At 44.5% G+C, this 24,820-nt stretch carries 16 protein-coding genes; 10 read left to right on the forward strand and 6 right to left on the reverse strand.

From position 1 onward, the window contains the following. Positions 1 to 8 precede the first annotated feature (8 nt). The 3 genes from FDF36_RS08135 to FDF36_RS08145 all read left to right on the forward strand — a co-directional run bounded on the left by FDF36_RS08135 (position 9) and on the right by FDF36_RS08145 (position 3,794). Positions 9 to 1,529, forward strand: a complete 1,521-nt coding sequence (locus tag FDF36_RS08135; protein WP_220390996.1) for a SusD/RagB family nutrient-binding outer membrane lipoprotein — start codon at positions 9 to 11, stop codon at positions 1,527 to 1,529. A 78-nt stretch (positions 1,530 to 1,607) separates the two neighbouring features. Then, positions 1,608 to 2,636: an endonuclease/exonuclease/phosphatase family protein gene (locus tag FDF36_RS08140; protein ID WP_220390997.1), complete on the forward strand. Its 1,029-nt coding sequence runs from the start codon at positions 1,608 to 1,610 to the stop codon at positions 2,634 to 2,636. 84 nt (positions 2,637 to 2,720) lie between these two features. Further along, complete coding sequence (locus FDF36_RS08145; protein ID WP_220390998.1) at positions 2,721 to 3,794, forward strand: metallophosphoesterase; 1,074 nt, start codon at positions 2,721 to 2,723, stop codon at positions 3,792 to 3,794. A gap of 203 nt (positions 3,795 to 3,997) precedes the next feature. On the opposite strand, the gene FDF36_RS08150 is transcribed toward FDF36_RS08145, so the two are convergent. Beyond that, positions 3,998 to 4,573: an RNA polymerase sigma-70 factor gene (locus FDF36_RS08150; RefSeq protein ID WP_220390999.1), complete on the reverse strand. Its 576-nt coding sequence runs from the start codon at positions 4,571 to 4,573 to the stop codon at positions 3,998 to 4,000. Positions 4,574 to 4,708: 135 nt separating this feature from the next. Here FDF36_RS08150 and FDF36_RS08155 point away from each other — a divergent pair, with 135 nt between their 5' ends. The 5 genes from FDF36_RS08155 to FDF36_RS08175 all read left to right on the forward strand — a co-directional run bounded on the left by FDF36_RS08155 (position 4,709) and on the right by FDF36_RS08175 (position 14,224). Then, positions 4,709 to 5,716 carry a FecR family protein gene (locus tag FDF36_RS08155; protein WP_220391000.1) on the forward strand — a complete coding sequence of 336 codons (1,008 nt, stop codon included), beginning with the start codon at positions 4,709 to 4,711 and terminating at the stop codon, positions 5,714 to 5,716. Between the two features lie 167 nt (positions 5,717 to 5,883). Next, entirely contained in the window at positions 5,884 to 9,264 is a 3,381-nt protein-coding gene (locus FDF36_RS08160; RefSeq protein WP_220391001.1) for a TonB-dependent receptor, read from the forward strand. A 6-nt stretch (positions 9,265 to 9,270) separates the two neighbouring features. Then, positions 9,271 to 10,911, forward strand: coding sequence for a RagB/SusD family nutrient uptake outer membrane protein (locus FDF36_RS08165; RefSeq protein ID WP_220391002.1), 1,641 nt, complete (start codon positions 9,271 to 9,273; stop codon positions 10,909 to 10,911). Between the two features lie 16 nt (positions 10,912 to 10,927). Further along, positions 10,928 to 12,493, forward strand: a complete 1,566-nt coding sequence (locus FDF36_RS08170; RefSeq protein WP_220391003.1) for a sulfatase family protein — start codon at positions 10,928 to 10,930, stop codon at positions 12,491 to 12,493. A 174-nt stretch (positions 12,494 to 12,667) separates the two neighbouring features. Beyond that, entirely contained in the window at positions 12,668 to 14,224 is a 1,557-nt protein-coding gene (locus FDF36_RS08175) for a sulfatase-like hydrolase/transferase (RefSeq protein WP_220391004.1), read from the forward strand. An 80-nt stretch (positions 14,225 to 14,304) separates the two neighbouring features. Here the strand turns inward: FDF36_RS08175 and FDF36_RS08180 are convergent, their stop codons facing one another. From FDF36_RS08180 to lnb, 5 genes are all read right to left on the reverse strand, one after another. Further along, positions 14,305 to 14,751: a hypothetical protein gene (locus FDF36_RS08180; protein ID WP_220391005.1), complete on the reverse strand. Its 447-nt coding sequence runs from the start codon at positions 14,749 to 14,751 to the stop codon at positions 14,305 to 14,307. Positions 14,752 to 14,815: 64 nt separating this feature from the next. Beyond that, a complete protein-coding gene (locus FDF36_RS08185; protein WP_220391006.1) occupies positions 14,816 to 15,916 on the reverse strand; it encodes a DUF6340 family protein in 1,101 nt (366 codons plus the stop codon). Between the two features lie 119 nt (positions 15,917 to 16,035). Next, positions 16,036 to 19,365 carry a preprotein translocase subunit SecA gene (gene secA, locus FDF36_RS08190; RefSeq protein ID WP_220391007.1) on the reverse strand — a complete coding sequence of 1,110 codons (3,330 nt, stop codon included), beginning with the start codon at positions 19,363 to 19,365 and terminating at the stop codon, positions 16,036 to 16,038. A gap of 107 nt (positions 19,366 to 19,472) precedes the next feature. Further along, positions 19,473 to 21,047: an alkaline phosphatase family protein gene (locus tag FDF36_RS08195; protein ID WP_005775810.1), complete on the reverse strand. Its 1,575-nt coding sequence runs from the start codon at positions 21,045 to 21,047 to the stop codon at positions 19,473 to 19,475. Next, complete coding sequence (gene lnb, locus FDF36_RS08200) at positions 21,044 to 22,270, reverse strand: lipoprotein N-acyltransferase Lnb (RefSeq protein ID WP_005775812.1); 1,227 nt, start codon at positions 22,268 to 22,270, stop codon at positions 21,044 to 21,046. The genes FDF36_RS08195 and lnb overlap by 4 nt, the downstream gene beginning before the upstream one ends. Positions 22,271 to 22,782: 512 nt before the next feature. Here lnb and FDF36_RS08205 point away from each other — a divergent pair. Next, a complete protein-coding gene (locus FDF36_RS08205) occupies positions 22,783 to 23,514 on the forward strand; it encodes a type III pantothenate kinase (RefSeq protein ID WP_220391008.1) in 732 nt (243 codons plus the stop codon). After that, complete coding sequence (gene bamG, locus FDF36_RS08210; protein ID WP_220391009.1) at positions 23,501 to 24,775, forward strand: BamG family beta-barrel-assembly machinery protein; 1,275 nt, start codon at positions 23,501 to 23,503, stop codon at positions 24,773 to 24,775. Before FDF36_RS08205 ends, bamG begins: the two co-directional genes overlap by 14 nt. The last annotated feature ends 45 nt before the right edge of the window (positions 24,776 to 24,820 follow it).

Below are 24,820 nucleotides of genomic sequence, written 5' to 3' on the forward strand. Positions count from 1 at the left end.
AGAATAATATGAAACGAATTAATAAATACATATCGCTGTTGCTGGCAACCGCTTTGTTGGCGTCTTGTGATAAGTTCGATGAAATCAATACAGATCCCGATGCAACCACTAAGGTGACCTCTTCATTGCTGGCAACCGGATTACTGCTGGACATTACCTCTTCCAGTGCCAGTAAATCCTTTATATACGACGAATTGCTTGCCAAGCAGATGGCATGGGGTGAAAGTATGGAAGATTACCAGTATAATGTCTTCGGGCGTTCCGGTTTTGGCGGGTATACTACCCTGATCAATGCCCAGAAGATGGTCGAATCCGTTTCGGACGATAACGTAAATGCATACGACGGACTGGCACATTTCATCAAGGCCTATAAGATATTTTATATGTCGATGGAGATGGGAGATCTTCCTTATGAAGAAGCTTTGCAAGGCGAATTAGGGTTGGTACGTCCTAAGTACAATACCCAGAAGGAAGTGATGGGCTTTATTCTGAGCGATCTGGAAACAGCTTATGAACTGTTTTCGACAGCTAAAGATTTTGATGGTGATCCGATCCTGGGAGGAAGTATCAATAAGTGGAAGAAAGCGACTACGGCTTTTCAACTGAAGGTGCTGATGCACCTCTCGAAGAAAGAGAGCGATGCCGACCTGAAGGTGAAGGAACGTTTTGCACGGATCGTAGCATCGGGCAGTCTGATGGAATCGAATGAAGATAATCTGCAGATGAAATATGCGGATAAAGCGAATACAGTGTATCCTTTCCATAACACGAATACCAAGCATGCGGGTTATGCCATGCTGTCTACCATGCTGATTGATAAATTCAAGGCAACAGGAGATATTCGCATGTTCTATTATGCAAAGCCGGCAAAGGCCAAACTTAACGAAGGGGTGACAGCCGACAGTTGGGATGCTTATATCGGTACAGACCCTTCACTGCCTTTCGAGCAGATAGAAAAAGCTTATGCCACTGAACAATACTCCGGATTTAATGCACGTTATACCGATTATCCTTCCGGAGAACCGGTCGTTCGATTAGGATATGCCGAGCAGAATTTTATTCTGGCCGAAGCAGCCGTGCGGGGATGGATTTCGGGAGATGCGTCTGCTTACTATAAAAAGGCGATCAGAGCCCATATGGAGTTTATAGCTTCCAATACTCCGGATGAAGAGGTATATCATCATGGACATCCGATTACAGAGGAAGCGATTGCAGCTTTCCTTGAAACACCCGCTATCCAATTGAGTGGTGAGAAAGAGACGGATATTGAGAAGATATTGACGCAACGTTATCTGGCTTCGTTCATGCAGCATCCGTATGATGTTTATTATGATTATCGACGTACAGGTTATCCGGTGTTGCCGATTAATCCTGCAACCAACCGTAATACGATGAATGACAGGTTGCCGATGCGCTGGATGTATCCCAAATCAGAGTCCGATTATAACCTGGAACATCAGAACGAGGCTCTTGAACGTCAGTTCGGAGGAGTGGATGATGTAAATAAACTGATGTGGATTTTGCAATAAAATAAAAATAGGAGAGGTGAGTGCAGATGGGAGAGAAACGCTCCCTGTTCTCACCTCTGTTGATTAGAGTATATTGATATGTTAAGATATAGTTTATTAAATATAACTTTATGGCTGTTTGCCGTAGTGGCCTATGGCAAAGGGATCGAACTCAAAGTGCTCCAAATGAATATCTGGCAGGAGGGCACCATGGTGAAAGGGGGCTTTGAAGCCATAGCGGATGAAGTGGCCCGCCTGGAACCGGATATTGTGTTGTTCAGTGAGGTGAGAAATTATCATGGGAAACAATTCATTTCGCGTATATTACAGGCTTTGGAAGAGCGTGGAAAGAAGTATTATGGTGAAAACAGTAAGTTGGATGTAGGTATTTTATCAAAATATAAAATTGAAGAACAAGCCCCTAACTGCCCTTTGGAAGATGATGCCGGTTCGGTGCTGAAAGCCCGTATTCGTATTAACGGAAGAGATGTGGTTGTTTATTCTGCCCATCTGGATTATACGCATTATGCTTGTTATTTGCCGAGAGGCTATAGCGGGGTTACCTGGAAAAAACTGGATGCTCCGGTGCTGGATGCGGTAGCCATTGAGAAGGCTAATAATGAATCTATGCGTGATGAAGCTATTTGCCATGTCATAGAAGATGCCCGAAAGGAAAAAGGAAATATCATTTTGCTGGGAGGTGATTTCAACGAACCCTCACATCTGGATTGGAAAGAAAACACAAAGAATTTGTGGGATCATAATGGGACGGTAGTTCGGTGGGATTGCTCCGTATTACTTGAAAATGCCGGATTTAAAGATGCTTACCGGACGAAATACCCTAATCCGGTTACACATCCGGGCTTTACATTCCCGTCTGATAATGAAGGAGTTCCGGTGCAGAAACTGTCGTGGGCACCCGATGCTGACGAACGGGATCGTATCGACTTTATTTATTTCATGCCGGACAGGAAATTGAAATTAAAAGATGTATCGGTGGTAGGTCCTTCAAAATCAATTGCCCGTAGTGAACGTGTGGAGGAGAGTGGCAAAGATTCGTTTATAACTCCGCTGGGCGTATGGCCGACAGACCATAAAGCCGTAATGGCTACTTTTCTCCTGAAATAAATCGGAGAATGCAGGGGCTATTGCCGGCAAGTATTTATATCTTTGCTACTTATTTTTTATTTGAGATATTTAAATGTAATACTTATGAACAGGAAAAACTACTTATTAGCTTTCATTCTTTGTGTGCAGACGCTGTTTGTTTCTGCGCAAGTCTATCCGGTCCGCGCAAAGTTGACCGATGAAAAGTCTTTTTCAATGATTCTTTTACCCGATCCGCAGAGTTATACAAAGTTCGATGCCAATCAGCCACTTTTCGAGTTACAGACAGCATGGGTGGCCAATAGCATTGAATCTCTGAATATAAAAGGTGTGCTTTGTACCGGTGATTTGGTGGAGCAAAATGAAATTCGCATTCCGGATGGAGTGAACGGCAACCAGACAAGTGAGGAGCAATGGCGTGCCGCTTCACGTGCGTTTGAACGGCTGGATGGAAAATTGCCTTATGTGATTTGTACCGGTAATCATGATTATGGATATCAGAAAGCGGAGAATCGTTTGTGCCATTTCCCTGATTACTTTCCCTCGGAGAGAAACTCCTGTTGGCGCAAGAGCCTGGTTGCCGTAGGCAACAATTATCAGGGTATACCGACACTGGAAAATGCTGCCTATGAATTTATAACCGATACCTGGGGCAAAATTCTGGTTGTTTCTCTGGAATTTGCTCCCCGTGATGAGGCTTTGGCGTGGGCTAAGAAAGTGGTCGATGCTCCCCGATATAAAGACCATAAAGTGATATTGCTGACACATTCATATCTGGCATGGACAGGAAAAGTCATTGAAAGCGAGAATTACAAAGTGACTCCTGCAAATTATGGAAAAGCTATTTGGGATAAGCTGGTCTATCCGGCAAAGAATATCTGTATGGTGATTTGCGGTCACGAATGTGAGATTGCCGACTATAAGGATAATGTCAGTTTCCGGATTGATAAAAATGCTTCAGGCAAGAATGTTCCTCAGATGATGTTTAATGCGCAGACAGCTGATAAGCAATGGTTCGGTAACGGTGGAGACGGATGGTTGAGGATTATGGAATTCATGCCTGATGGAAAAACGATTAAAATCAAAACATTCTCTCCTCTCTTTGCGCTTTCTCCTCTTACTTGTGACAAATCGTGGAGAACAGATTCTTATGATCAGTTCGACATTACGATAGAGTAGTTCCGGTATATATTATAGAGGGGATACATCAAAAGTCGTCTTCATCGCAGATTACACAGATAGATATTATTAGTTATCAATAGATTAAGCTCACTCTGTGGCACTCTATGTTATTCTGTGGTGAAGACGATTTTTTAATATATCCCCTCTTTTTTTGTCCCTTCCCACTGCCTATATTTATTCTCCACATACTTCTCTGCATATCACGCTGCCAGAAATATCAAAGCGAACGACAGGAACTCTTTGAGTTCTTTACGTAATAATTTTAGTGCCTGTTGTATGCGGTAATCTACTGTTTTGGTAGAGATGTTAAGAGTTTGTGCGATTTCTTTGTAGCTCATATCTCTGAACCGGTGCATGATAAACGCTTCCCGGTAAGATTCCGGTAACTCCGCTATTGCGGTGTGAATCCGTTTGGTCAACTCCTCAATTTGATAGAAATCCACATCATAAATCATAGCCTGGTTTTTCTCATAGAATAGTGTATCGGCACGGTACTTTACCTCCTTTTGTGCGATGCGGTTTAATGAACGGTGATATATCATTTTTAATAGGTATTGGCTAAGGGATGATTCTATCAATAAGATTTCTCGATTTTCCCATAGCCACAACATTACATCCTGAACTATTTCTTCCGCATCTTCCAAGTCTACAAAACGGTGGGCATAAGCGCATAATATCGGATAATACCTTCTGAACAAAGTATTGAAGGCTTTTTTATCTCCTTGCTGAAGTTGGGAAAGTAGCAAAATGTCTTCTTTTGTCCGATTCTGTTTCATAGATTTAGAAATTTAATTTATATACAAAGATAGTCTTTTCTTATTAAAACAAAGATTTCTATAAAAAAAATGGATTTAAGTTTAGGAATCTTATTTCTCCACCTGTCTTATTAATAAAAGAGTTGACTTATAAATATGAACTACGAAGATATAGACCATTTACTGCCTCGATATTGTGAAGGGCTGGCAACGGAAGAAGAATGTCGGCAGGTGGAAACCTGGATGGAAGAATCGGAAGATAACCGAAAGATAGTGGATCAAATCAACACTCTTTATATAGCTGTAGATACGGTCAACGTAATGCGTAAGGTAGATACGGAAAAGGCTCTGAAAAAGGTCAGCAGCAGAATGATCGTTAGAAGAACAACATGGTGGGAATGGATGCAGCGTATCGCTGCTATCTTATTTATCCCGTTGTTCGTTGCTTTTCTGGTGCAGTATATGCACAATGGGAAATCTGCTGTGTGCCAGATGATGGAAGTAAAGACCAATCCGGGGATGACAACCTCGGTGGTATTGCCCGATAGTACGGTTGTCTATCTCAATTCGGAGTCTTCTTTACGTTATCCCTCTGTTTTTGAAGGCGATATACGAAATGTCGAATTAAAAGGAGAAGCTTATTTTGCGGTAGCAAAGGATTTGAAAAAGAAGTTTGTTGTTTCTGCCCCGCATTCATCGCAGATAGAAGTGCTGGGTACACACTTCAATGTGGAAGCTTATGAAGACGAGCCGGATGTTTCGACAACATTGGTGGAAGGACAAGTCTGCTTTCATTTTAGTGATAAAGACTGCCTGGCCAAGAAGGTGGTTATGAAACCCGGACAAAGGTTGGTTTACAGTTCGACCAATGGTGATGTACAGTTGTACGCAACATCCTGTCTGTCCGAAACCGCTTGGAAAGATGGCAAGATTATATTTAATAACACTCCGTTGGATGTAGCACTGAGGATACTTGAGAAGCGTTTTAATGTAACATTTAAGCTGAAGAATGCCCGTTTGAAGACTAATGCCTTTACAGGCACATTTACTGAACAGCGGTTGGAACGTATTCTGGAGTATTTTAAAATCTCGTCCAAGATACAGTGGAGATATTTGGAAAGTCCCGATATCCGGGATGAACGAAGTATAATAGAAGTTTATTGATTAACCTTTAAAATGAAATGCTTATGAAAGACAAACCTCCTTAAAATGCCAAAAACGTATGGAAAGATATTGGCGTATCTAATCCATACGTAAAAGAGTAAACCTTGTGGCTTGTTTGGCGACAAGCTGAGATAAACTATTTTTTAACTTTAAGTCAATACAAAATTATGCAAAATTATTTTAGCATCCAATTATTGCGGGTGGTAAAGTCTTCGCTTTGGCTGACCTCGAAAAAAATTCCAAGAACTATGCGACTATTCATCCTATTCCTAATTTGCTCTATGAGTTTTGTGCATGCAACAGACAGCTTCGCACAAAAGGTGGAAATCAGTATTGATGCACAGAATCAAACTGTAGAGAAAGTTCTGAAAGAAATAGAAAAGCAATCGGGCTTTGGCTTTTTCTTTAATAACAAACACGTCAACCTGAAAAGAGTTGTTTCTGTTTCGGTTGATAAAAGTAATATATTTAAAGTACTGGACGAAATCTTTGAAGGGACTGACGTGAAGTACTCCGTTTTGGACAAAAAGATTATTTTGTCTACTGAAATGACATCGAAGCAACAACAAGCGGTGAAAGTCTCGGGAAAAGTAGTCGATGTTAACGGAGAACCGGTGATTGGTGCCAGTATCGTTGAGAAAGGGACTACCAATGGTACGGTTACCAATTTGCAGGGTGATTTCTCTCTATCGGTCAGTTCAGATAAGGCGGTGATCGAGATTTCCTACATCGGATACCAGCCTCAGGAACTGAAAGTCATTGCAGGAAAACCGTTGAATGTCACAATGAAAGAAGATGCCCAGGCTTTGGAAGAAGTTGTTGTGGTAGGTTACGGTTCACAGAAGAAGGTGAACGTGATTGGTTCAATTGCTGCTGTGGATAGCAAAAAACTTGAATCCAGAACTGCTCCCAGTGTTTCGAATATGCTGACCGGACAACTCTCCGGAGTGACGATCACACAGTCGAGCGGTAATCCGGGACAGGACCAAGGTACGATTCGGGTACGTGGTGTGGGCTCTTTCGGAGCGACTCCTGATCCGTTGGTACTGGTTGACGGGCTTCCCGGCAGTCTGAATGATTTGAATCCGGCAGATATTGAAAGTATCTCTATATTGAAAGATGCTTCGTCGGCTGCCATTTATGGTTCGCGTGCTGCGAATGGTGTTGTACTGGTAAAAACAAAAGGTGGTCAGAAAGGTAAAGTTACTGTAAGTTATAACGGATATGTAGGCTTCAATCAAGCTACCGAACTACCGGAAATGTGTGATTCCTGGGAGTATGCAGAATTATACAATAAGGCTATGGGCAAGGAAGTCTATTCGGCGGAAGAGATTCAGAAGTACAAGGATGGATCTGATCCGTATAATTATCCTAATGAACATTATCTGGATAAACTTCTGGGTAACAAAGGACTGCAAACCGGCCATGAACTGACTGTGAACGGAGGAAATGATAAGACGCAGTATATGGTTTCTTTTGGCTATGTAAAGCAGAATGGTCTGATGAAACACAACCACTACGACCGTTATAACGGCAGAGTGAATCTGACTACAGAGTTGGCTAAAAACCTGACACTGACTACCCGTTTGGGTGGAGTCGTTTCTAAACGGAGCGAACCTTCTACTCCGGGTGGAATGGACTCTGCCGGATTTAAAGCTTTCTCAAGTAATGCACTTCGTTTTCCCGGATTATGGGCAACTAAATTGGAAGACGGATCTTACGGCTTGGGACCGAAGGTACTCGGAACACCATTGGCATGGCTGGACAGCGGCTCTTTTTATGATGAAAACTTCGATAAGTTCCGTTCTAATGTCGAGTTGGCATTCACACCTGTGAAAGGCTTAACGCTGAAAGCTATCGGAGGATATAACTATACCGGTCAGCAGATTCGTCACTATCGTTCGGCAATGGAGATTACGGGCGGCAAGAAACTGGGGCCTTCTTCTCTGTCGGATACTATGTACAAAACGGTCTATAAGACATTCCAGGCATTGGCCGACTATAACGTGAAGTTCAGCAAAAATGATTTGTCTGTGTTGGTCGGTTATACTTGGGAAGACGAATCACAGAGAACTGTAGGAGGCAGCCGCTTGAACTTTCCTTCGGATGAAGTTCCTTATCTGAATGCAGGAGGAGCCGATGGCCAGACTAACTCCGGCGGAGGTTACGATTGGGCTATTATGTCTGTCTTCGGACGTCTGACCTATAACTATGACCAACGCTACCTGTTTGAAACCACTATGCGTTATGATGGTTCTTCCCGTTTCCCGACAGATAATAAATTCGGTTTCTTCCCATCTGTTGCTGTAGGATGGCGTCTGTCGGAAGAGCAGTTCTTCAAAGAAGCAGAGTCACTGAGTTTTATTGATAACTTGAAACTGAAAGCATCATACGGTATCCTGGGTAACAATAATATCGGTAACTACCCTTATCAGTCCACTTACGCACTTGGAAAGGCGATGAACTATGTATTCGGAGGTGTGTATACACAAGGAGCCGCAGTGACCACTTATGTCGATCCTACACTGAAATGGGAAAAGACCCGTACCACCGATGTCGGTATTGAAACAGCTTTCTGGAACAATAAATTGACATTCAACGCTGCTTACTTCTATCGTAAAACGACAGATATTCTCTATAAACCGAGTGCAAGTTACTCTTCTATCTTTGGTCTGGGACTTTCGCAGGTCAATACAGGAAGCCTTGAGAACAAGGGATGGGAGTTTGAGATCGGTCATCAGAACAAGATTGGCGAGTTTAGTTATCATGTGAATGGAAACTTTTCGATAATTAAAAACAAAGTGATCAGCCTGGGTGTAGGAGACGTGGAACAGAAAAGCGGAATGATAGGTAACGGTAGTAACCTGTTCCTGGGTTATCCGATGAATATGTTTTATGGCTATAAGACGGATGGCGTATTCCTGACCGATGATGAAGTAAAAGAATGGCACGATCAGAGCAAGATTGCTCCTAACTCCAAAGCCGGTGATTTACGCTATGTGGATATCTCCGGTGACGGAAAGGTGGACGAGGCCGATAAAACTTATTTAGGATCAAAGATACCTCAGTATACATTTGGCTTAGGACTGGGTGCGGAGTATAAAGGATTTGATTTCAATATATTGCTTCAGGGAGTAGCTAAAGTAAAAGGCCAGTTAACTAATTATGCCGGTTATGCTTTCTTCCAGGAAGGCAATATTCAGAGATGGCAGGCAGAAGAGACCTGGACGAATAATCAGTCGAACCGATATCCTAAATATCCCCGTCTCGAAGTGATGTCGAATGCGGGTAGCAACAATACGCTGGGTTCTGACTTCTGGATTCTGGATGCCTCTTATCTCAAAGTGAGAAATATCCAGTTAGGATATACATTGCCTAAACGTATCACTCAGAAGTTCGGTTCCTCCAACCTTCGTTTTTATATATCACTTGATAATCCATTCTCCATCAGCGGATATCGTAAAGGCTGGGATCCGGAAATTAATACAGACGGTAGTTATTATCCTATTCTGTCAACTTATACATTTGGTTTAACCTTAAAATTTTGATGTAAGATGAAGAGTTTAAAATATATAGTAGCATTGGCATTGGCGGCAGGACTGTTTCAAGCTTGTGATTTAGAGCGCTATCCACTGACAGACTTGTCCGAAGAGACTTTTTGGAATAGCGAATCGAATGCGGAACTGGCATTGACTTCTCTTTATAGAGGAAGCCTGACAGACGGCGTAGAGTATAACCCTTCGGATTGGTGGTCCTATCACGGAATGATTATGATGGAGCATCTTTCGGATAACGCTTTTGACCGTCGGGGTGAGAACAATCCTTTCTTTAAGATTTCAAGTGGAAACCTGACTGCGGACAATGCTTTTATTAAAAGATATTGGGAAACGTCTTATAAGCGAATCGGTTATTGTAACCGTTTCCTGGTCGGCATCCAGAATAGCTCGGAATCGGAAAAGAAAACACGGATGATTGCGGAAGCCCGTTTTCTGCGTGCGACACAGTATTTTTACCTTGCCAGCTATTTCAAAGATGTCCCTTTGGTGGAGAATGTGCTGACGGGTGAAGAAGCCAATAATGTGACAAAGACCTCACAGGCCGATATCCTGAAATGGTGTGTAACTGAATTTACAGCAGCTGCGGCCGATTTGCCCCGTTTCTCCGCCATTCCGGCGGGAGAAGCCGGACGTGCTTGTAAGCAAGCGGCTCTTGCTTTTCTCGGACGTACCTGCATGTTGCAGAAAGACTGGAAAAGTGGAGCAAAGGCTTTCCACGATATTATGGAATTGGGAGATAATGCGATAAACGCCAACTATCAGGAACTGTTTTATCCTTCTACCGGAACTTCGAACAAGGAGAATATTTTCTACATCCAGTATCTGGAAAACTATCTGGGTACCGGTCTGCCGCAGCATGCACTTTCTGCCAAAGACGGAGGCTGGAGCCTGGTCAATCCGGCTGCTGATTTATACGAATCGTATGAATTTAAGGATGGAACTCCTTTCAGCTATGATGATCCGAGATATGATCCGTCTAATTTAGGAAAGGATCGAGATCCGCGTCTGGATTATACAATCTACTATAATGGTGCCATCTTTATGGGTACAGAGTATAAGATGAGTCCTGACTACAGTGCAGCCAAGAAAGAGAAGCTCGATTATACGAGCGAAGCTTCCAGAACCGGCTTTATGATGAGGAAATATTTTGAAGAATCGACACCTATAAACGATGTACAGAGCGCAAACGGGCTGACTCCGGTTATTCGTTATGCCGAAGTGTTGTTGGGATATCTGGAATGCTTGGTTGAAGATAATCAAACGATCACTCAGGGAATATTGGATGAGACTATCAATGCAGTGAGAGGACGTGCAAGTGTGAACATGCCTCCGGTAACCGAGCTAACTCCCGCAAAGCTTCGTGAGATCGTGCGTCACGAACGCCGTATTGAGTTGGCTATGGAAGGTATCCGTTACTGGGATATCATGAGATGGGGAATTGCACACGAAGTATTGTCCCGGAAAATTTGGGGTGCGCCTTACCCGGGTTCGACTCAGTATGTGACTACGACCAAGGAGGTTGACCCGACAGGAAACTACCGCTGGTATGTGGGCAAACGTGCTTTCCGTAATCCGACGGATTATACATGGCCGATCCCTCAGTCCGAGCAAAATATTAACCCGAATTTACGTGACTAATTTAATAGTTTAAGAAATGAGACAATATGTATTATTGGCTTGTCTCTCTCCGGTAGCATGCCTGATGGCTGCTACCGGTCAGAAGGGCGGAAAAGCCAAGCAAAAAATCAATGACCGGCAACTCCCTAATGTCGTGTTTATCTACGCCGACGATCTCGGTTATGGCGACTTGGAGTGTTATGGTGCAAAGAATGTGCAGACTCCGAATGTAAACCGCTTGGCGGCTGAAGGTATTCGCTTTAACAATGCACATGCTACGGCGGCTACCAGTACTCCTTCGCGTTACTCTATGCTTACCGGAGAATATGCCTGGCGCCGTCCAGGCACTGATATTGCGGCAGGCAATGCAGGAATGATTATCCGTCCCGAACGCTATACGATGGCCGATATGTTTAAGAATGCCGGTTATGCTACGGCGGCTATCGGTAAATGGCATTTGGGGTTGGGCGATAAGGATGGAGAACAGGATTGGAATGCTCCTCTGCCGACTGCTTTAGGAGATATAGGTTTTGATTATTCTTATATAATGGCTGCAACAGCCGATCGTGTTCCGTGTGTCTTTATAGAAAATGGTAAAGTGGCCAATTATGACCCTTCTGCTCCGATTGAAGTCAGCTATCGTAAGCCGATCGAGGGGGAACCGTTGGGAAAAGATCATCCGGAATTGCTGTTCAATCTGAAATCGAGCCATGGGCACGATATGGCCATCGTCAATGGTATCGGCCGTATCGGATATATGAAAGGGGGCGGTAAGGCTTTGTGGAAAGATGAAAATATTGCCGATTCAATCACTTCACATGCCATCGGCTTCATCCGTGAGCATAAAGACGAACCTTTCTTTATGTATTTTGCTACAAATGATGTACATGTTCCCCGTTTCCCGCACGACCGTTTTCGTGGAAAGAACCCGATGGGATTGCGTGGAGATGCCATCGTGCAGTTCGACTGGAGTGTAGGCCAGATCATGGAAACCCTTGATAAACTGGGACTATCGGAAAATACGCTTATTATTCTGTCCAGTGACAATGGTCCGGTTGTCGATGACGGCTATCAGGATCGTGCGGAAGAATTGCTGAACGGACATAGCCCTGCAGGACCGTTGCGTGGTAATAAGTACAGTGCTTTTGAAGGGGGAACTCGTATTCCTGCCATTGTAAGATGGCCGAAGGGAGCTGCTTCACCACAGGTTTCCAACGCTTTGGTCTCGCAGATCGACTGGTTTGCGTCTTTGGCCTCATTGGTAGGAGCCGGGCTACCGAAGGGAGCGGCACCCGATAGCTTTAACTACCTCGATACTTGGTTGGGCAAAAACCAGTCCGATCGGTCTTGGGTGATAGAGCAGGCTTCCAATCATACATTATCAGTCCGCACCAAGGACTGGAAGTATATCGAGCCCAATGACGGGCCGGCCATGATTACTTGGGGACCGAAGATAGAAACCGGTAATTTGAGTACACCGCAGTTATACTACGTGGTAGACGATGTGGCAGAACAGAAAAATGTAGCTTCTCTCCATCCGGATCTGGTTTTTGAACTCCAGAATATATTGAGACATGTCCGGATGAAAAACCTGAAGCCCTAAATAAAATAGCCGCTGAGGCATTGAAGAGAGTGTGTTGAAATGACACACTCTCGTTTTTTTAGGGATACCGTTTCGATTTAATCTCACTATTTTCGTACCTGAATAAGATTGTTGGCTATCTTTGTATCCGGATCTGACAGACCTTATTGGAAATTACTCATGAACAAAATTGATATGACAAACGAACGAATGAAATTGCTGAACTGCACATTAGGATTAGTGGCAGGAGCGTCTTTGCCGGTAAGTGCCTTAGCCGCACCCCAGCCTGCCCAGGAACAAACAGAGAAACGCCCCAACATCATCCTGATTGTCGCCGATGACTTGGGATACGGAGATTTAAGTTGTTATGGCGCACACCGGATTCAAACTCCGGGTATGGACCGTATAGCCAACGAAGGTATTCGGTTTACGCAGGGATTTTGTACTGCGGCCACATCTACCCCCAGCCGCTATTCGGTGATGACCGGAAAATATCCCTGGAGCAATGTGGACGCTAAAATCTTACCGGGTAATGCCGCATTGATTATTGATACTCAAAAAATAACGTTGCCTAAATTAATGAAGCAGGCAGGATATACTACCGGTTCTGTCGGAAAATGGCACATCGGCCTCGGAGATGGACATGTAGACTGGAATAAGGAGGTGCATCCCGGAGCCGCTGAGATCGGTTACGACTATTCGTTTATTCAGGCAGCAACCAATGATCGCGTTCCTTGCGTCTTTCTGGAAAATGGAAGAGTTGTCGGATTGGACCCGAATGACCCTCTTTATGTGGATTACCGGAAAAACTTCCCCGGCGAACCTACCGGTAAAGAGAACCCCGAATTGCTGCGCATGCATCCCAGTGTGGGACATGCAGGCTCTATTGTGAATGGAGTTCCCCGTATTGGTTTCCAGAAGGGCGGGAAGGCTGCACAATGGAAAGATGAAGAAATGGCAGGATTATTCTTGGACAAGGCCAAACAGTTTGTAGATGACAATAAAGACAAACCTTTCTTCTTTTATTACGGACTTCACCAACCGCATGTACCTCGCGTTCCCAACGAACGTTTTGTAGGAAAGTCGGGCATGGGTCCCCGTGGTGATGTGATTCTGGAGGCAGACTGGTGTGTCGATCAGTTCCTGAAAGAGTTGGATAAGCTGGGATTGGCGGAGAATACCATTGTGATCCTGACAAGTGATAATGGTCCGGTGCTCGATGATGGTTATCAAGATGATGCGGTAGAGTTGGTGGGTGATCACAAAATAGCCGGTCCGTTGAGAGGGGGTAAAACAAGTATGTTCGACGGAGGTACCCGTATACCATTCATGCTTCGTTGGCCTGCAAAGGTGAAACCTCAGGTGTCAGATGTATTTGTCTGTCAGATGGACCTATTGGCCTCGTTTGCTTCTCTTTTGGGACAGACTTATCCGGACAAGGTAGATAGCGAAAACACACTCGATGCTTTTCTGGGCAAGAGTAAAAAAGGGCGTAAAGAGTTGGTTATTGAGGGAATGTTCAATTATGCCTATCGTCAGGGAGATTGGGCGCTGATTCCTCCATATTACAATCCTTATAGCAAGGAAGACGGTGACTTTATCGGTTTGGGTTACGGTTATAAGTTGTATAACTTGAAGTCGGACATCGGTCAACAAAAGAATCTGGCCGAGAAGTATCCTAAAAAGTTGGGTGAACTGATCAATCGTTTTGAGTATCTGAAAGCTCACTCCGACAAAGTGACGAGATTTTGATTATACAAACTGTATATCAAAAAGAGGCTATCCGAATCTTTCGGATGGCCTCTTTTACTATATAATGAAAAAAAAGAGGATTATTTCTCCAACAGGTCTTTCAGGAAGTCGTCCAATTCTTTGTCCAGTCCTTTCAATAGTTCATCGTTCACCAACAGTGTGTCGTCGTCTACGAGCAAAAGCTCTGAGATCGTCTCTTTGTCTTCGTCTACCAATACAAAGGAGTAGGGCTTGAGGATAGTTAGCTTATCGAAGCTTCCGTTCTCTTTCATGCGGCAAAGCACGGTACGGAAAATTCTTTCAGCATCTCCGTAAAAGTCGTCCCCTTCGTAGGCTGTCCATTCATCGATGGTTACACTGGATAATTCTTCATCTTCATCGTCATAGATAAAGAGTTCACCGGAATTTTGATTCGGTTGAATATGGATATCTGTGACGATGGTCTGTTCGCATCCACAGGTATATTTGTTGATTGCTTTTTGAATCGCAGATTCGATAATGGCTTGTGATTGCTGACTAAGTTTCATATCTTTTAGCTCTTTTTATTTAGCTCAAAGGTATAAAAAAAATAAGAACCCTTGCATGATTTCTTTAAAAATCCTCATTAAATCTACTCATTTGGCCTTTTAATTTGCCCAATCCGTTGCTCCTTTCCTTTAATTCATTCACATAAAGGCTGGTCAGGTAGTAGTTGGGGATTTCGCTCAAGTCTATATCGTTTCTCTTCAACGTGTCGATTTTGTCTATTTTACGGGCCAGTTCTTGTGCAGTGACAGCCCATTTGTGTGCTTCTTCCACACTGTCTTTCATCTCGTAATATAGGGCCAAGTTGAAGGCTGCACGCATTTTCTTTTTATCGTTCTTGGTTGCTTTAAAAGCCTGTTCCCACAGTTTGGATGCTTTCTCCCATTCGTTTTCTTTCACATAAACGGCAGCGTCGCGCATAGCTACGGAGCCATTGATGAAATAATATCGATTGGCCGTTTTCCAGTAAGGTAATATTCTGTTTACCGGCACGGAACCGGCAAATTCAGAAGCTTCGCGTATCATTTGTTTTTCATCCGGCAGGCGCGAGCGGACAAACCCTTCGGTATTTCCATATTCTTCCCAAAAAATGCTGTCATGGGTGTTGATGGTTACCATCGGGCTTTTTCGTCCCGGCAGATAGATTTTCAGCGTTGGGTAAACCTTCGTATCCAATGTGCCGTAATAAGTATTCCATTCGGGGATGTAACTGAGAACCCGTGTCGATTTCATCTGCAGGTTTTCCAGTGAGATGATGCAATCCACGTCCAGAAACTGTGCCAAGGTCTGAACTTCCTCTTGGCTGAGAGTCGATTCACGGGGTGTGAAATCACGTGCACGCAGGGCCGAATCGCAGATTACGACTTCATTGAAATAGTTCTGTTCGGCAATAGCTTGGGCCAATGCTTCGGTAGTGAGTGAGGGTTGTCCTTCGTGATAGGCTACTGCACGGCTGAGTTCATTCTTATTTTTTATTGTATTATCCTTGGGTGGTAAGGTGTTATCCGGAGTGTCGCTCACATTGTTTACGACTGCCACCCGTTTCAGTTCGTTAGGAAAACTGATCTCTGCGGGGAGCATATAATCGATGGAAAGTTGCTCAACAGTCTGGCAGGAACTGAAAGACGCGAGGAGCAATACGAACAGTATATACGGATATTTTGTCATAGCCTGTTTTTTTACTTTTCTAAAAGAACAAAAATACGATTTTGGTTGAATATAGAAAAGCCTCGAACAGTTTTTAACTGTTCGAGGCTTTTATTAAGGAGTTGTAAGCTCTTTGTTACTTAGCTGTTCCGTCCGTGGCAGTTTTTGTACTTCTTTCCACTTCCGCACGGACAAGGATCATTGCGACCCACTGTTTTTTCAGCGCGGATCGGTTCGCGTTTTATGGCTTCGCGAGTATCCTGCTGGGCAGCGGCCTGCTGATTCGGATCATTCAGGTCTTGTTTTTGTTCGCGATATTTGCTCATGTCCTGGCGTTGTTCAGGAGCTGCCTGACGTACTTCTACGCGTCTGGCCGCTTCTTGCTGTTCTTCTGTAGGCTCGGCTACGGGAATCTGGCCGCGCATCAGGATAGACACCGTCTGGTTATTGATCTTGTTTACCATGTTGTCAAACAGAGTCACAGATTCCAGTTTGTAGATCAACAGCGGGTCTTTCTGTTCATAACTTGCATTCTGTACCGAGTGTTTCAGTTCATCCAGTTCGCGTAAATTTTCTTTCCAGGATTCGTCAATGACATGAAGAAGAATTGATTTTTCAAATGATTTCACTACTTCTTTCGATTCGCTTTCGTAAGCAGCTTTCAGATTGCAAGAGATATTGTACATACGTTTTCCGTCCGTGATCGGAATCAGGATGTTTTCGTACATATGTCCTTGGTTCTCGTACACTTGCTTGATCACCGGATTGGCTATCTGTGCCAGACGTTCTGTCTTGCGCTTGAAGTTAGCCATTGCCACATCGAATGTTTTATCTGCCAGTTTATCCTTTTTCTCGTTGCGGAACTCTTCTTCTGTGAAAGGAACCTCCATTGCGAGCGTTTGGAGCAAGTCCAGCTTACATTCTTCGTAGTCTGCATTGTTCTCGATAGCGGCGGCACAACGGTCCCAAATCATATTAACGATATCCATTCCGATACGTTCACCCATCAGCGCATGGCGGCGTTTGGTATAAACAACCGTACGTTGCTTATTCATTACATCGTCATACTCCAACAGACGTTTACGGATACCGAAGTTGTTTTCTTCTACCTTTTTCTGTGCACGCTCGATGGAGTTGGAGATCATCTTGTGCTCGATCATTTCACCTTCCTGGAATCCCAGTTTATCCATCACGCTGGCGATACGGTCGGAAGAGAAGAGGCGCATCAGGTCGTCCTCGAGTGAAACGAAGAAGACAGATGAACCCGGGTCACCCTGACGTCCTGCACGTCCGCGCAACTGACGGTCTACACGACGTGACTCGTGACGTTCGGTACCGATGATTGCCAAACCGCCTGCTGCTTTTACTTCAGGACTCAGCTTGATGTCCGTACCACGACCGGCCATGTTTGTAGCAATGGTTACCGTACCGCTCAAACCTGCTTTAGCAACGATGTCTGCCTCCCTCTGGTGAAGTTTCGCATTCAATACGTTGTGTTCGATCTTGCGCATGGTCAGCATCTTGCTCAGCATCTCGGAGATTTCTACCGAAGTAGTACCCACCAATACCGGGCGTCCTGCCTGTACCAGTTGTTCTATTTCTTCGATTACGGCTTTATACTTTTCGCGTTTTGTTTTATAAACGCGGTCATTCATGTCTTTGCGGGCAATCGGTCGATTGGTCGGAATCACGACTACATCCAGTTTGTAAATGTCCCACAACTCACCGGCTTCTGTTTCGGCCGTACCAGTCATACCCGAGAGTTTATGATACATACGGAAGTAGTTCTGCAGAGTGATGGTGGCAAAAGTTTGTGTGGCAGCTTCTACTTTCACACCTTCCTTCGCTTCGATGGCCTGATGCAGTCCGTCTGAGTAACGGCGGCCTTCCATGATACGTCCTGTTTGTTCGTCAACGATCTTCACTTGTCCGTCGATTACCACATACTCATCATCCTTTTCGAACATGGTGTATGCCTTCAGCAACTGGTTGATGGTGTGTACACGTTCTGACTTGATGGCATAGTTGGTCAGCAAGGCATCTTTCTTTTCAAGCTTTTGTTCGTCGCTCAATCCATGTTCGTTTTCCAATTCCGAAAGTTGGGCGGCTATGTCCGGCAATACGAATAAAGTCGGATCTTCCGAGTTACCGGTGATCAGGTCTACACCTTTATCTGTCAGATCTACGCTGTTCAACTTTTCGTCAATCACGAAGTACAATGGATCTGTTGCTTCATGCATGCGTTTGTTGTTTTGCTCCATGTAGATCTCTTCCGTTTTCAGCATACCGGCTTTGATTCCCTGTTCACTGAGGAATTTGATCAATGCCTTATTTTTAGGCAGTGCTTTGTGGCTGCGGAACAGAGCGAGAAATCCTTCTTCCACCTCTTTCTTATCATTTGAGTTGATAAGTCTCTTAGCCTCCGATAAGTATTTAGTTGCTAACTCTTTCTGTTTTTCCACAAGGCGTTCTACCAATGGGCGGAGTTGCTCAAAGAGCTGGTCTTCGCCTTTGGGCACGGGGCCTGAAATAATCAACGGGGTACGGGCATCGTCAATCAATACTGAGTCCACCTCGTCGACGATGGCATAGTTGTGCTGGCGCTGTACAAGGTCTTTCGGGCTGATAGCCATATTATCACGCAGATAGTCGAAACCGAATTCATTGTTCGTTCCGAAAGTGATGTCTGCCAAATAAGCCTGGCGGCGTGCGTCAGAGTTGGGTTGGTGACGGTCGATGCAGTCCACGCTGAGTCCGTGGAACATATAAAGCGGTCCCATCCATTCGGAGTCACGTTTAGCCAGATAGTCGTTCACGGTTACTACATGTACGCCGTTTCCGGTCAGGGCATTCAGGAATACGGGAAGCGTAGCTACAAGAGTCTTACCTTCACCGGTCGCCATTTCGGCAATTTTCCCTTTGTGCAGTACTACACCGCCAAACAACTGTACGTCGTAGTGAACCATGTTCCATACCGTGTCATTTCCACCGGCATTCCAATGATTCTGCCAGATGGCTTTGTCACCTTCGATGCGCACGAAGTCTTTGGTAGCCGCCAGGGTGCGGTCGAAATCTGTAGCTGTAACTACTATTTCTTCGTTTTCAGAGAAACGTTTGGCAGATTCTTTCACGATGGAGAAAGCTACCGGCAATACTTCGTCAAGTGCTTTTTCGTATATCTCTAATATTTCTTTTTCAATTTTGTCGATCTGAGCGAATACTTCTTCGCGGTCTTCCAGTTCCACGCTTTCGATGCCTGCTCTGAGTTCGTCAGCTTTAGCACGTTCTTTGCTTGCCGAGTTGCGGATGTATTCTTTAAGTTCCTCTGTTTTTGCACGGAGGCCGTCATTGTCAAGCTTAGCAACCTCTGGGTAAGCGGCTTTGATCTTGTCTACCCAGGGTTGAATTTCTTTCATGTCTCGTGTGGATTTGTTTCCGAAAATCGAGCTTAAAAATTCATTAAATCCCATTATCTATTATTTATGTTTATTATTTACTAAATTGATTCAACTGCGCAAAGTTACATTAAAATGCTGATTTATTTGCGCTTTGCACACTGTTTTTTGTGTGGAAAGTGTCACCGGATGTCGGTAATCGGAGTTGCAGTGCATGCGTTCGGGGCCCGTATTCTCAGGATGTGAGCTACGGTAGGAGCTATGTGGTCGACGGTTACGGGCGTGTTGATTACGGCCGGTTTTACGCCACTGCCCAGAAAAATAAGCGGAGACGGAATATGTGCTTTCCGGACCACTTTATGGTCGGATGTATTTTCATTGACGATGGTCCAGCCCGGCAATACGTCGATCAACAGATCGCCCGAGCGTTTACGGTGGAAACCATTCCGTATCATTGAGATGTCCGGTGTCCAGGCCCCCAATAACAGGCGTTTACCCGAATAAACCTCGTTTACCCCACTAAACTGGATCAGGAATTCAGCGGCTTTTTCCTGAATATCTGCCAAATCCAGTTGTTTTTCTTCTATCAGTTTATGGTTGAGATAAATTTGCTGGTCGTAGTAGGCTTCCACGTATTGTCCCTGACCGTAAGTAGCCATCAGATACATGTTCAACAGGGCCGCACAACGGTTCAGGTGGAACTCTCCGGTCGGAACCCGGTAGAGTCCCCGGTCTGCCGATTCAGTATCGGTATATCCGGTGGAAGTGATAAAGAAGACAACGTTCTGTAAGCCTACTTTCTTGTCGATGATATCCAGCAAAGAAGCAATGCTGCGGTCGAGGCGAACGTAGGTATCCTGCATCTCCATAGCGCATTCCTGTACGCTTTTGTGAGCATAATTGCCGGCGTAATAGGTGAGTGAGAGCATGTCGGGAGTATTGTCTTTTCCCATTGTGCTCTTATCCAGAAGCTCCTCGGTCAGCAAGTTAACTTCATCGTTGATAAAAGGGCTTGTAATCAGCCGTTTGTATTTATTGATGCGGTCATCGTCAAATTTATATTTAAAGGCTGCGTCCCTCCATTCGGGTAGGAATGTGTAATTTTGCATGGGGTGGACAGGAGTCCACGTCATATCGGCAATGCGGAAGTCTACGGCATTCCGATCGTTATATTGGCTCACCCACCATGGAAATTCACTATAATAAGTTGTTCCGCACCATTTTCCGGTAGTATTGTTGAGCCAGAATGCGCCATTTCCGGCATGTCCGGCTGCAAGAATGGCAGCGTCACGGAAGGGGGCGATAGCATATACTAATCCTTCGTTGCGGGTAGCTATTTTGAGTTCGTCGGCAATTGTTGAGGTCAGGAGATGTGAAGGAGAAGAACTTTCATTCGTGTAATTACCCATAAATGAAGGATCGTCTACACAACTCACGGTGCGCAGGATCGACACATCCATCCAGCGTTTACCGATGATTCCGTTGACCGAAGGAGTGGTGCCTGTATAAATGGCTGCGATGGCCGATGCGCGGTCTGTGCCACAGAAAGTATATTCGGCATTCCGGAATACGCGTCCTTCTTTCCAAAGCCGCCTGAAGCCTTTGTCGCCATACAAAGTTGAAAAAGCTTCCAGATAGTCCGTACGTAACTGGTCGATTGTAAGTCCCACCACTAATTTCGGAGTAGTGGGAAGTGGCTGGGCTTGCAGCCCGGTAAAAGTAAGTACGGTCAGTATGGAGGTTAATAGTCCTTTCATTTAGCTTTTTTGTATGTCAGTATAAGGTTGCTTGCAGAACGTATCAGCAAACTGAGTGCCAAAGGTAATACTGCTAAGTCGAAATTTTGTGGTATTACAGGGAAAAACGCTATAAAAAGTGTTAAAACCATGCAATTCAGCAGATGATACCTACTTTTGCGCTGCTTCCGTTCATCGTTTATGAAGAAAGGGAGGCAGAGCAGATGTCCCGGGTGAAAGACAAATAACAAGTAATTCGCCCCCACCGTGGGATGCTCGGAGAAAAGAGCAAGGAAAGCAATAATGCATCCTGCGATACCTGCTGCGGCGAATACTGCTATATCCAGTCCCCAAAGACTTTTCTTTTTTCGCAGGCCATAGACCGTAGCTATGCCGATGCCGATAAAAAACAGAAGAGATAGGCGGATGGGGGTAAGTGTATCCCAGATGTCACTTTCTGCAGGTGCGGATACGTCCGGTTCGCAGTCGATAATTTTTTGAGTGGCGGTCACTAACGGTCTGTTTTCGGATGCGTTAACGATGCGCGCTTTGTCAAAAGCATCCATCAGATAGAATGGTGAGAACATCATTTGTCTTTCGCTGATGGGGCGGTCGGCCTGGCTGCCGATGCAGAAGTCGATTCCGAATTGTGCCCAGGGGTGTCCTTTCGTGTATTGGTGAACAATATCTCGATAAGATTTAGTCTCGTTATTTTCGGTATATGTATTGCTGAAGAGCAGTTGGCTGCCACTTTTTTGCAGGCTCTCTTCCACTTTGTCCCGTGGTCGGGTAGCACAATTATCGTAGAAAAAATTATAGCGGTATATCCGGTTTTCCGGGCGGTAATTTTCTTCCAGAAGGGTGATTAACTGTTGTTGTTCTTCGGCTGTCAGATTGAGCGTCTGCTGCCATACACTGCGTCCGAAGTATTCATATTCGACGGCAAAATGACGGTAATCTTCCACTCCCAACCGGTAGTCGGCATTGCCGAGTGCAAAACGTAGCGTAAAGTTAGGGGTGTTGAAACTGAACAGGCCGTAGTTGTACACCCTATCGATACCCCGTGCCGGTTCTTCATAGCGGATGGCAGTATGTCCGAATAACGAATAGATTTCTTCCCCCGGAGCGCACGTCAGCAGGCTGATTCGGACAGAATCAGGCGAGGATGGACTCTCTGTTCCCCATGTCAGGATGGTGAAGAAAGAAAAAAATATCAGGAGCAAATGTCGCAACTTTGAGTTCATGTGGCAAAGATACTGCTTTTGCGGGATAAAATACTCGATTAAGTGAATAAATCTGTCACTTTTTCCCGACCGCCGGGCTGTTTGTGTCGGAGCGCCGGGCTACAGATTGCGGAGCGCCGGGCTGCATACATCCGACCGCCGGGCTACGGGGCCGGAGCGCCGGGCTACAAATCTTTTTGTGATAAGTTTACCGGGGATGGCATCGGCAGCGGCGGTATCTTGTTTCTTCTGTTATTGTTATGTTCTGTATTGTATTGTAGGTTTTTCTGGGTTTTTATACATACGTAAGGTGTTGTTGATCAGTGGTGAAAACCGGATGTTTGGTTTTGGGCTTTCTGCCTTTTTTTCGTATGCTTTTTCAGGTGGATTTTCTGTTTTAAAACGTGTCTCTTCAATAGCTCCTCAGGTCGTCTTTTGGGGGCTTTTCTTTGCCTCCCAATGCTTTTTTATTTCTTATTTCAGCATGCAAATAAATTTTATCCCTTATCTTTGCACCCTCAAACAGAGAGAAAGTGAACTTAATTATCGATATTGGAAATACAGTAGCCAAGGTAGCGCTTTTCGACCAAGCTTCTATGGTAGAAGTTGTTTACGATTCTAATCAATCTCTGGATTGTTTAGAGGCAGTTTGCAGCAAATATAATGTTCGAAAAGCAATTGTTGCCACTGTTATAGACTTAAACGAATGTGTATTGGCTCAGTTGGCTAAGCTCCCCGTTCCCGTCTTATGGTTAGATAGCCATACGCCGCTTCCGGTAATAAACTTGTATGAAACGCCCGAAACTCTTGGCTATGATCGGATGGCTGCTGTCGTAGCGGCCAATGATCAGTTTCCCGGTAAAGACATTCTGGTGATTGATGCAGGTACATGTATCACTTATGAATTTGTTGATTCTTTGGGACAATATCATGGTGGTAACATTTCTCCGGGACTCTGGATGCGGCTGAAAGCACTTCATCAGTTTACCGGACGTTTGCCGTTGGTTCATGCCGAAGGACGCATGCCGGATATGGGAAAAGATACTGAAACTGCTATTCGTGCAGGTGTAAAGAAAGGGATAGAATACGAAATTGCAGGGTATATTACGGCTATGAAGCATAAATATCCTGAACTTTTGGTTTTTTTAACGGGCGGAGATGATTTTTCTTTTGATACGAAATTAAAAAGTGTCATCTTTGCAGATAGATTTTTAGTGTTGAAAGGATTAAATAGAATATTAAACTATAATAATGGTAGGATATAAACAGACACTTTGTGCGCTTCTGCTCACGATATTATTACCCGGAGTGGCAATCGCTCAAAATAATACAAACTCTCCTTATACACGATATGGCTATGGCCAGTTGGCTGATCAGTCATTTGCAAACAGTAAAGCAATGGGAGGGATTGCTTATGGGTTGCGCGATGGAAAACATATTAATCCGTTAAATCCTGCTTCTTATACAGCGATTGATTCGTTGACCTTTCTTTTTGACGGAGGGTTTTCGATGCAAAATACAAACTTTAGTAGTGAAGGTACTAAGTTGAATGCGAAAAATTCAAGTTTTGACTACATAGCGATGCAGTTCCGCCTACACCAGCGCGTGGCTATGAGCATCGGTCTGTTACCCTACTCGAGTGTAGGCTATAGTATAGCCAAGGTAGATAAGGACGTTGCGTCGGAAGAAGCACAGAATATCACTTCATTTGCCGGAGACGGAGGATTGCATCAGCTTTATGTCGGTCTGGGAGTGAAGATATTGAAAAACTTCTCTGTAGGTGCAAACGTTTCGTATTTTTGGGGAGAGATAACGCGTACGGCGCGTATTGCTTTTCCTAACAATGATAATGCTTTTGCTTTTCAGAATGTAGACTATTTGTCCGTTCGTGACTATAAGTTGGACTTCGGTGCACAGTACACACAGCAGTTCGGTAGGAAACATGCGGTCACAGTAGGCGTAGTGTTTTCGCCCAAAAAAGATTTGCATAACGAAGCTTATGTGCAAAGAGCGACGCTTACGAACTCCAACAGCACGCAGGCTGTCGCTACGAACACGGTCGATACGGTAGCTACTTTTGGAATGCCAAACAGCTTTGGGGTGGGACTTACGTACGAGTATGACAAACGTCTGATCGTGGGAGCTGATTTTAATTTGCAAAAGTGGGGCGACGTGACCTATATGAATCAGCCGAATGCTTTTTGTGATGCGATGAAAATTTCAGTGGGTGCCGAGTACATGCCGAGTCGTTTCTCGCGGAGTTATCTGGCGCATATCAAATACCGCGTTGGAGGATATTATTCGGAACCTTATTATAAAATAGGGGGGGAGAGAGCCTCTCGTGAGTATGGAGTAACGGCCGGTTTGGGGTTGCCTCTTCCGGGTTCACGCTCGCTAATCAACGTTTCGGCCCAGTATATTAAAGTACATGGTCTGAAAGCCGGTATGGTAGATGAAAATACATTGCGTTTGAGCATCGGAATTACGTTCAATGAAGGTTGGTTCTTCAAACGTAAAGTTAAATAACAGAGAGAATAGACGGTATTATATAACAACTAAAATTTAGATACA

The sequence above is a fragment of the Bacteroides fragilis genome, from assembly GCF_019583405.1.
GTDB classification, from domain to species: domain Bacteria; phylum Bacteroidota; class Bacteroidia; order Bacteroidales; family Bacteroidaceae; genus Bacteroides; species Bacteroides fragilis_B.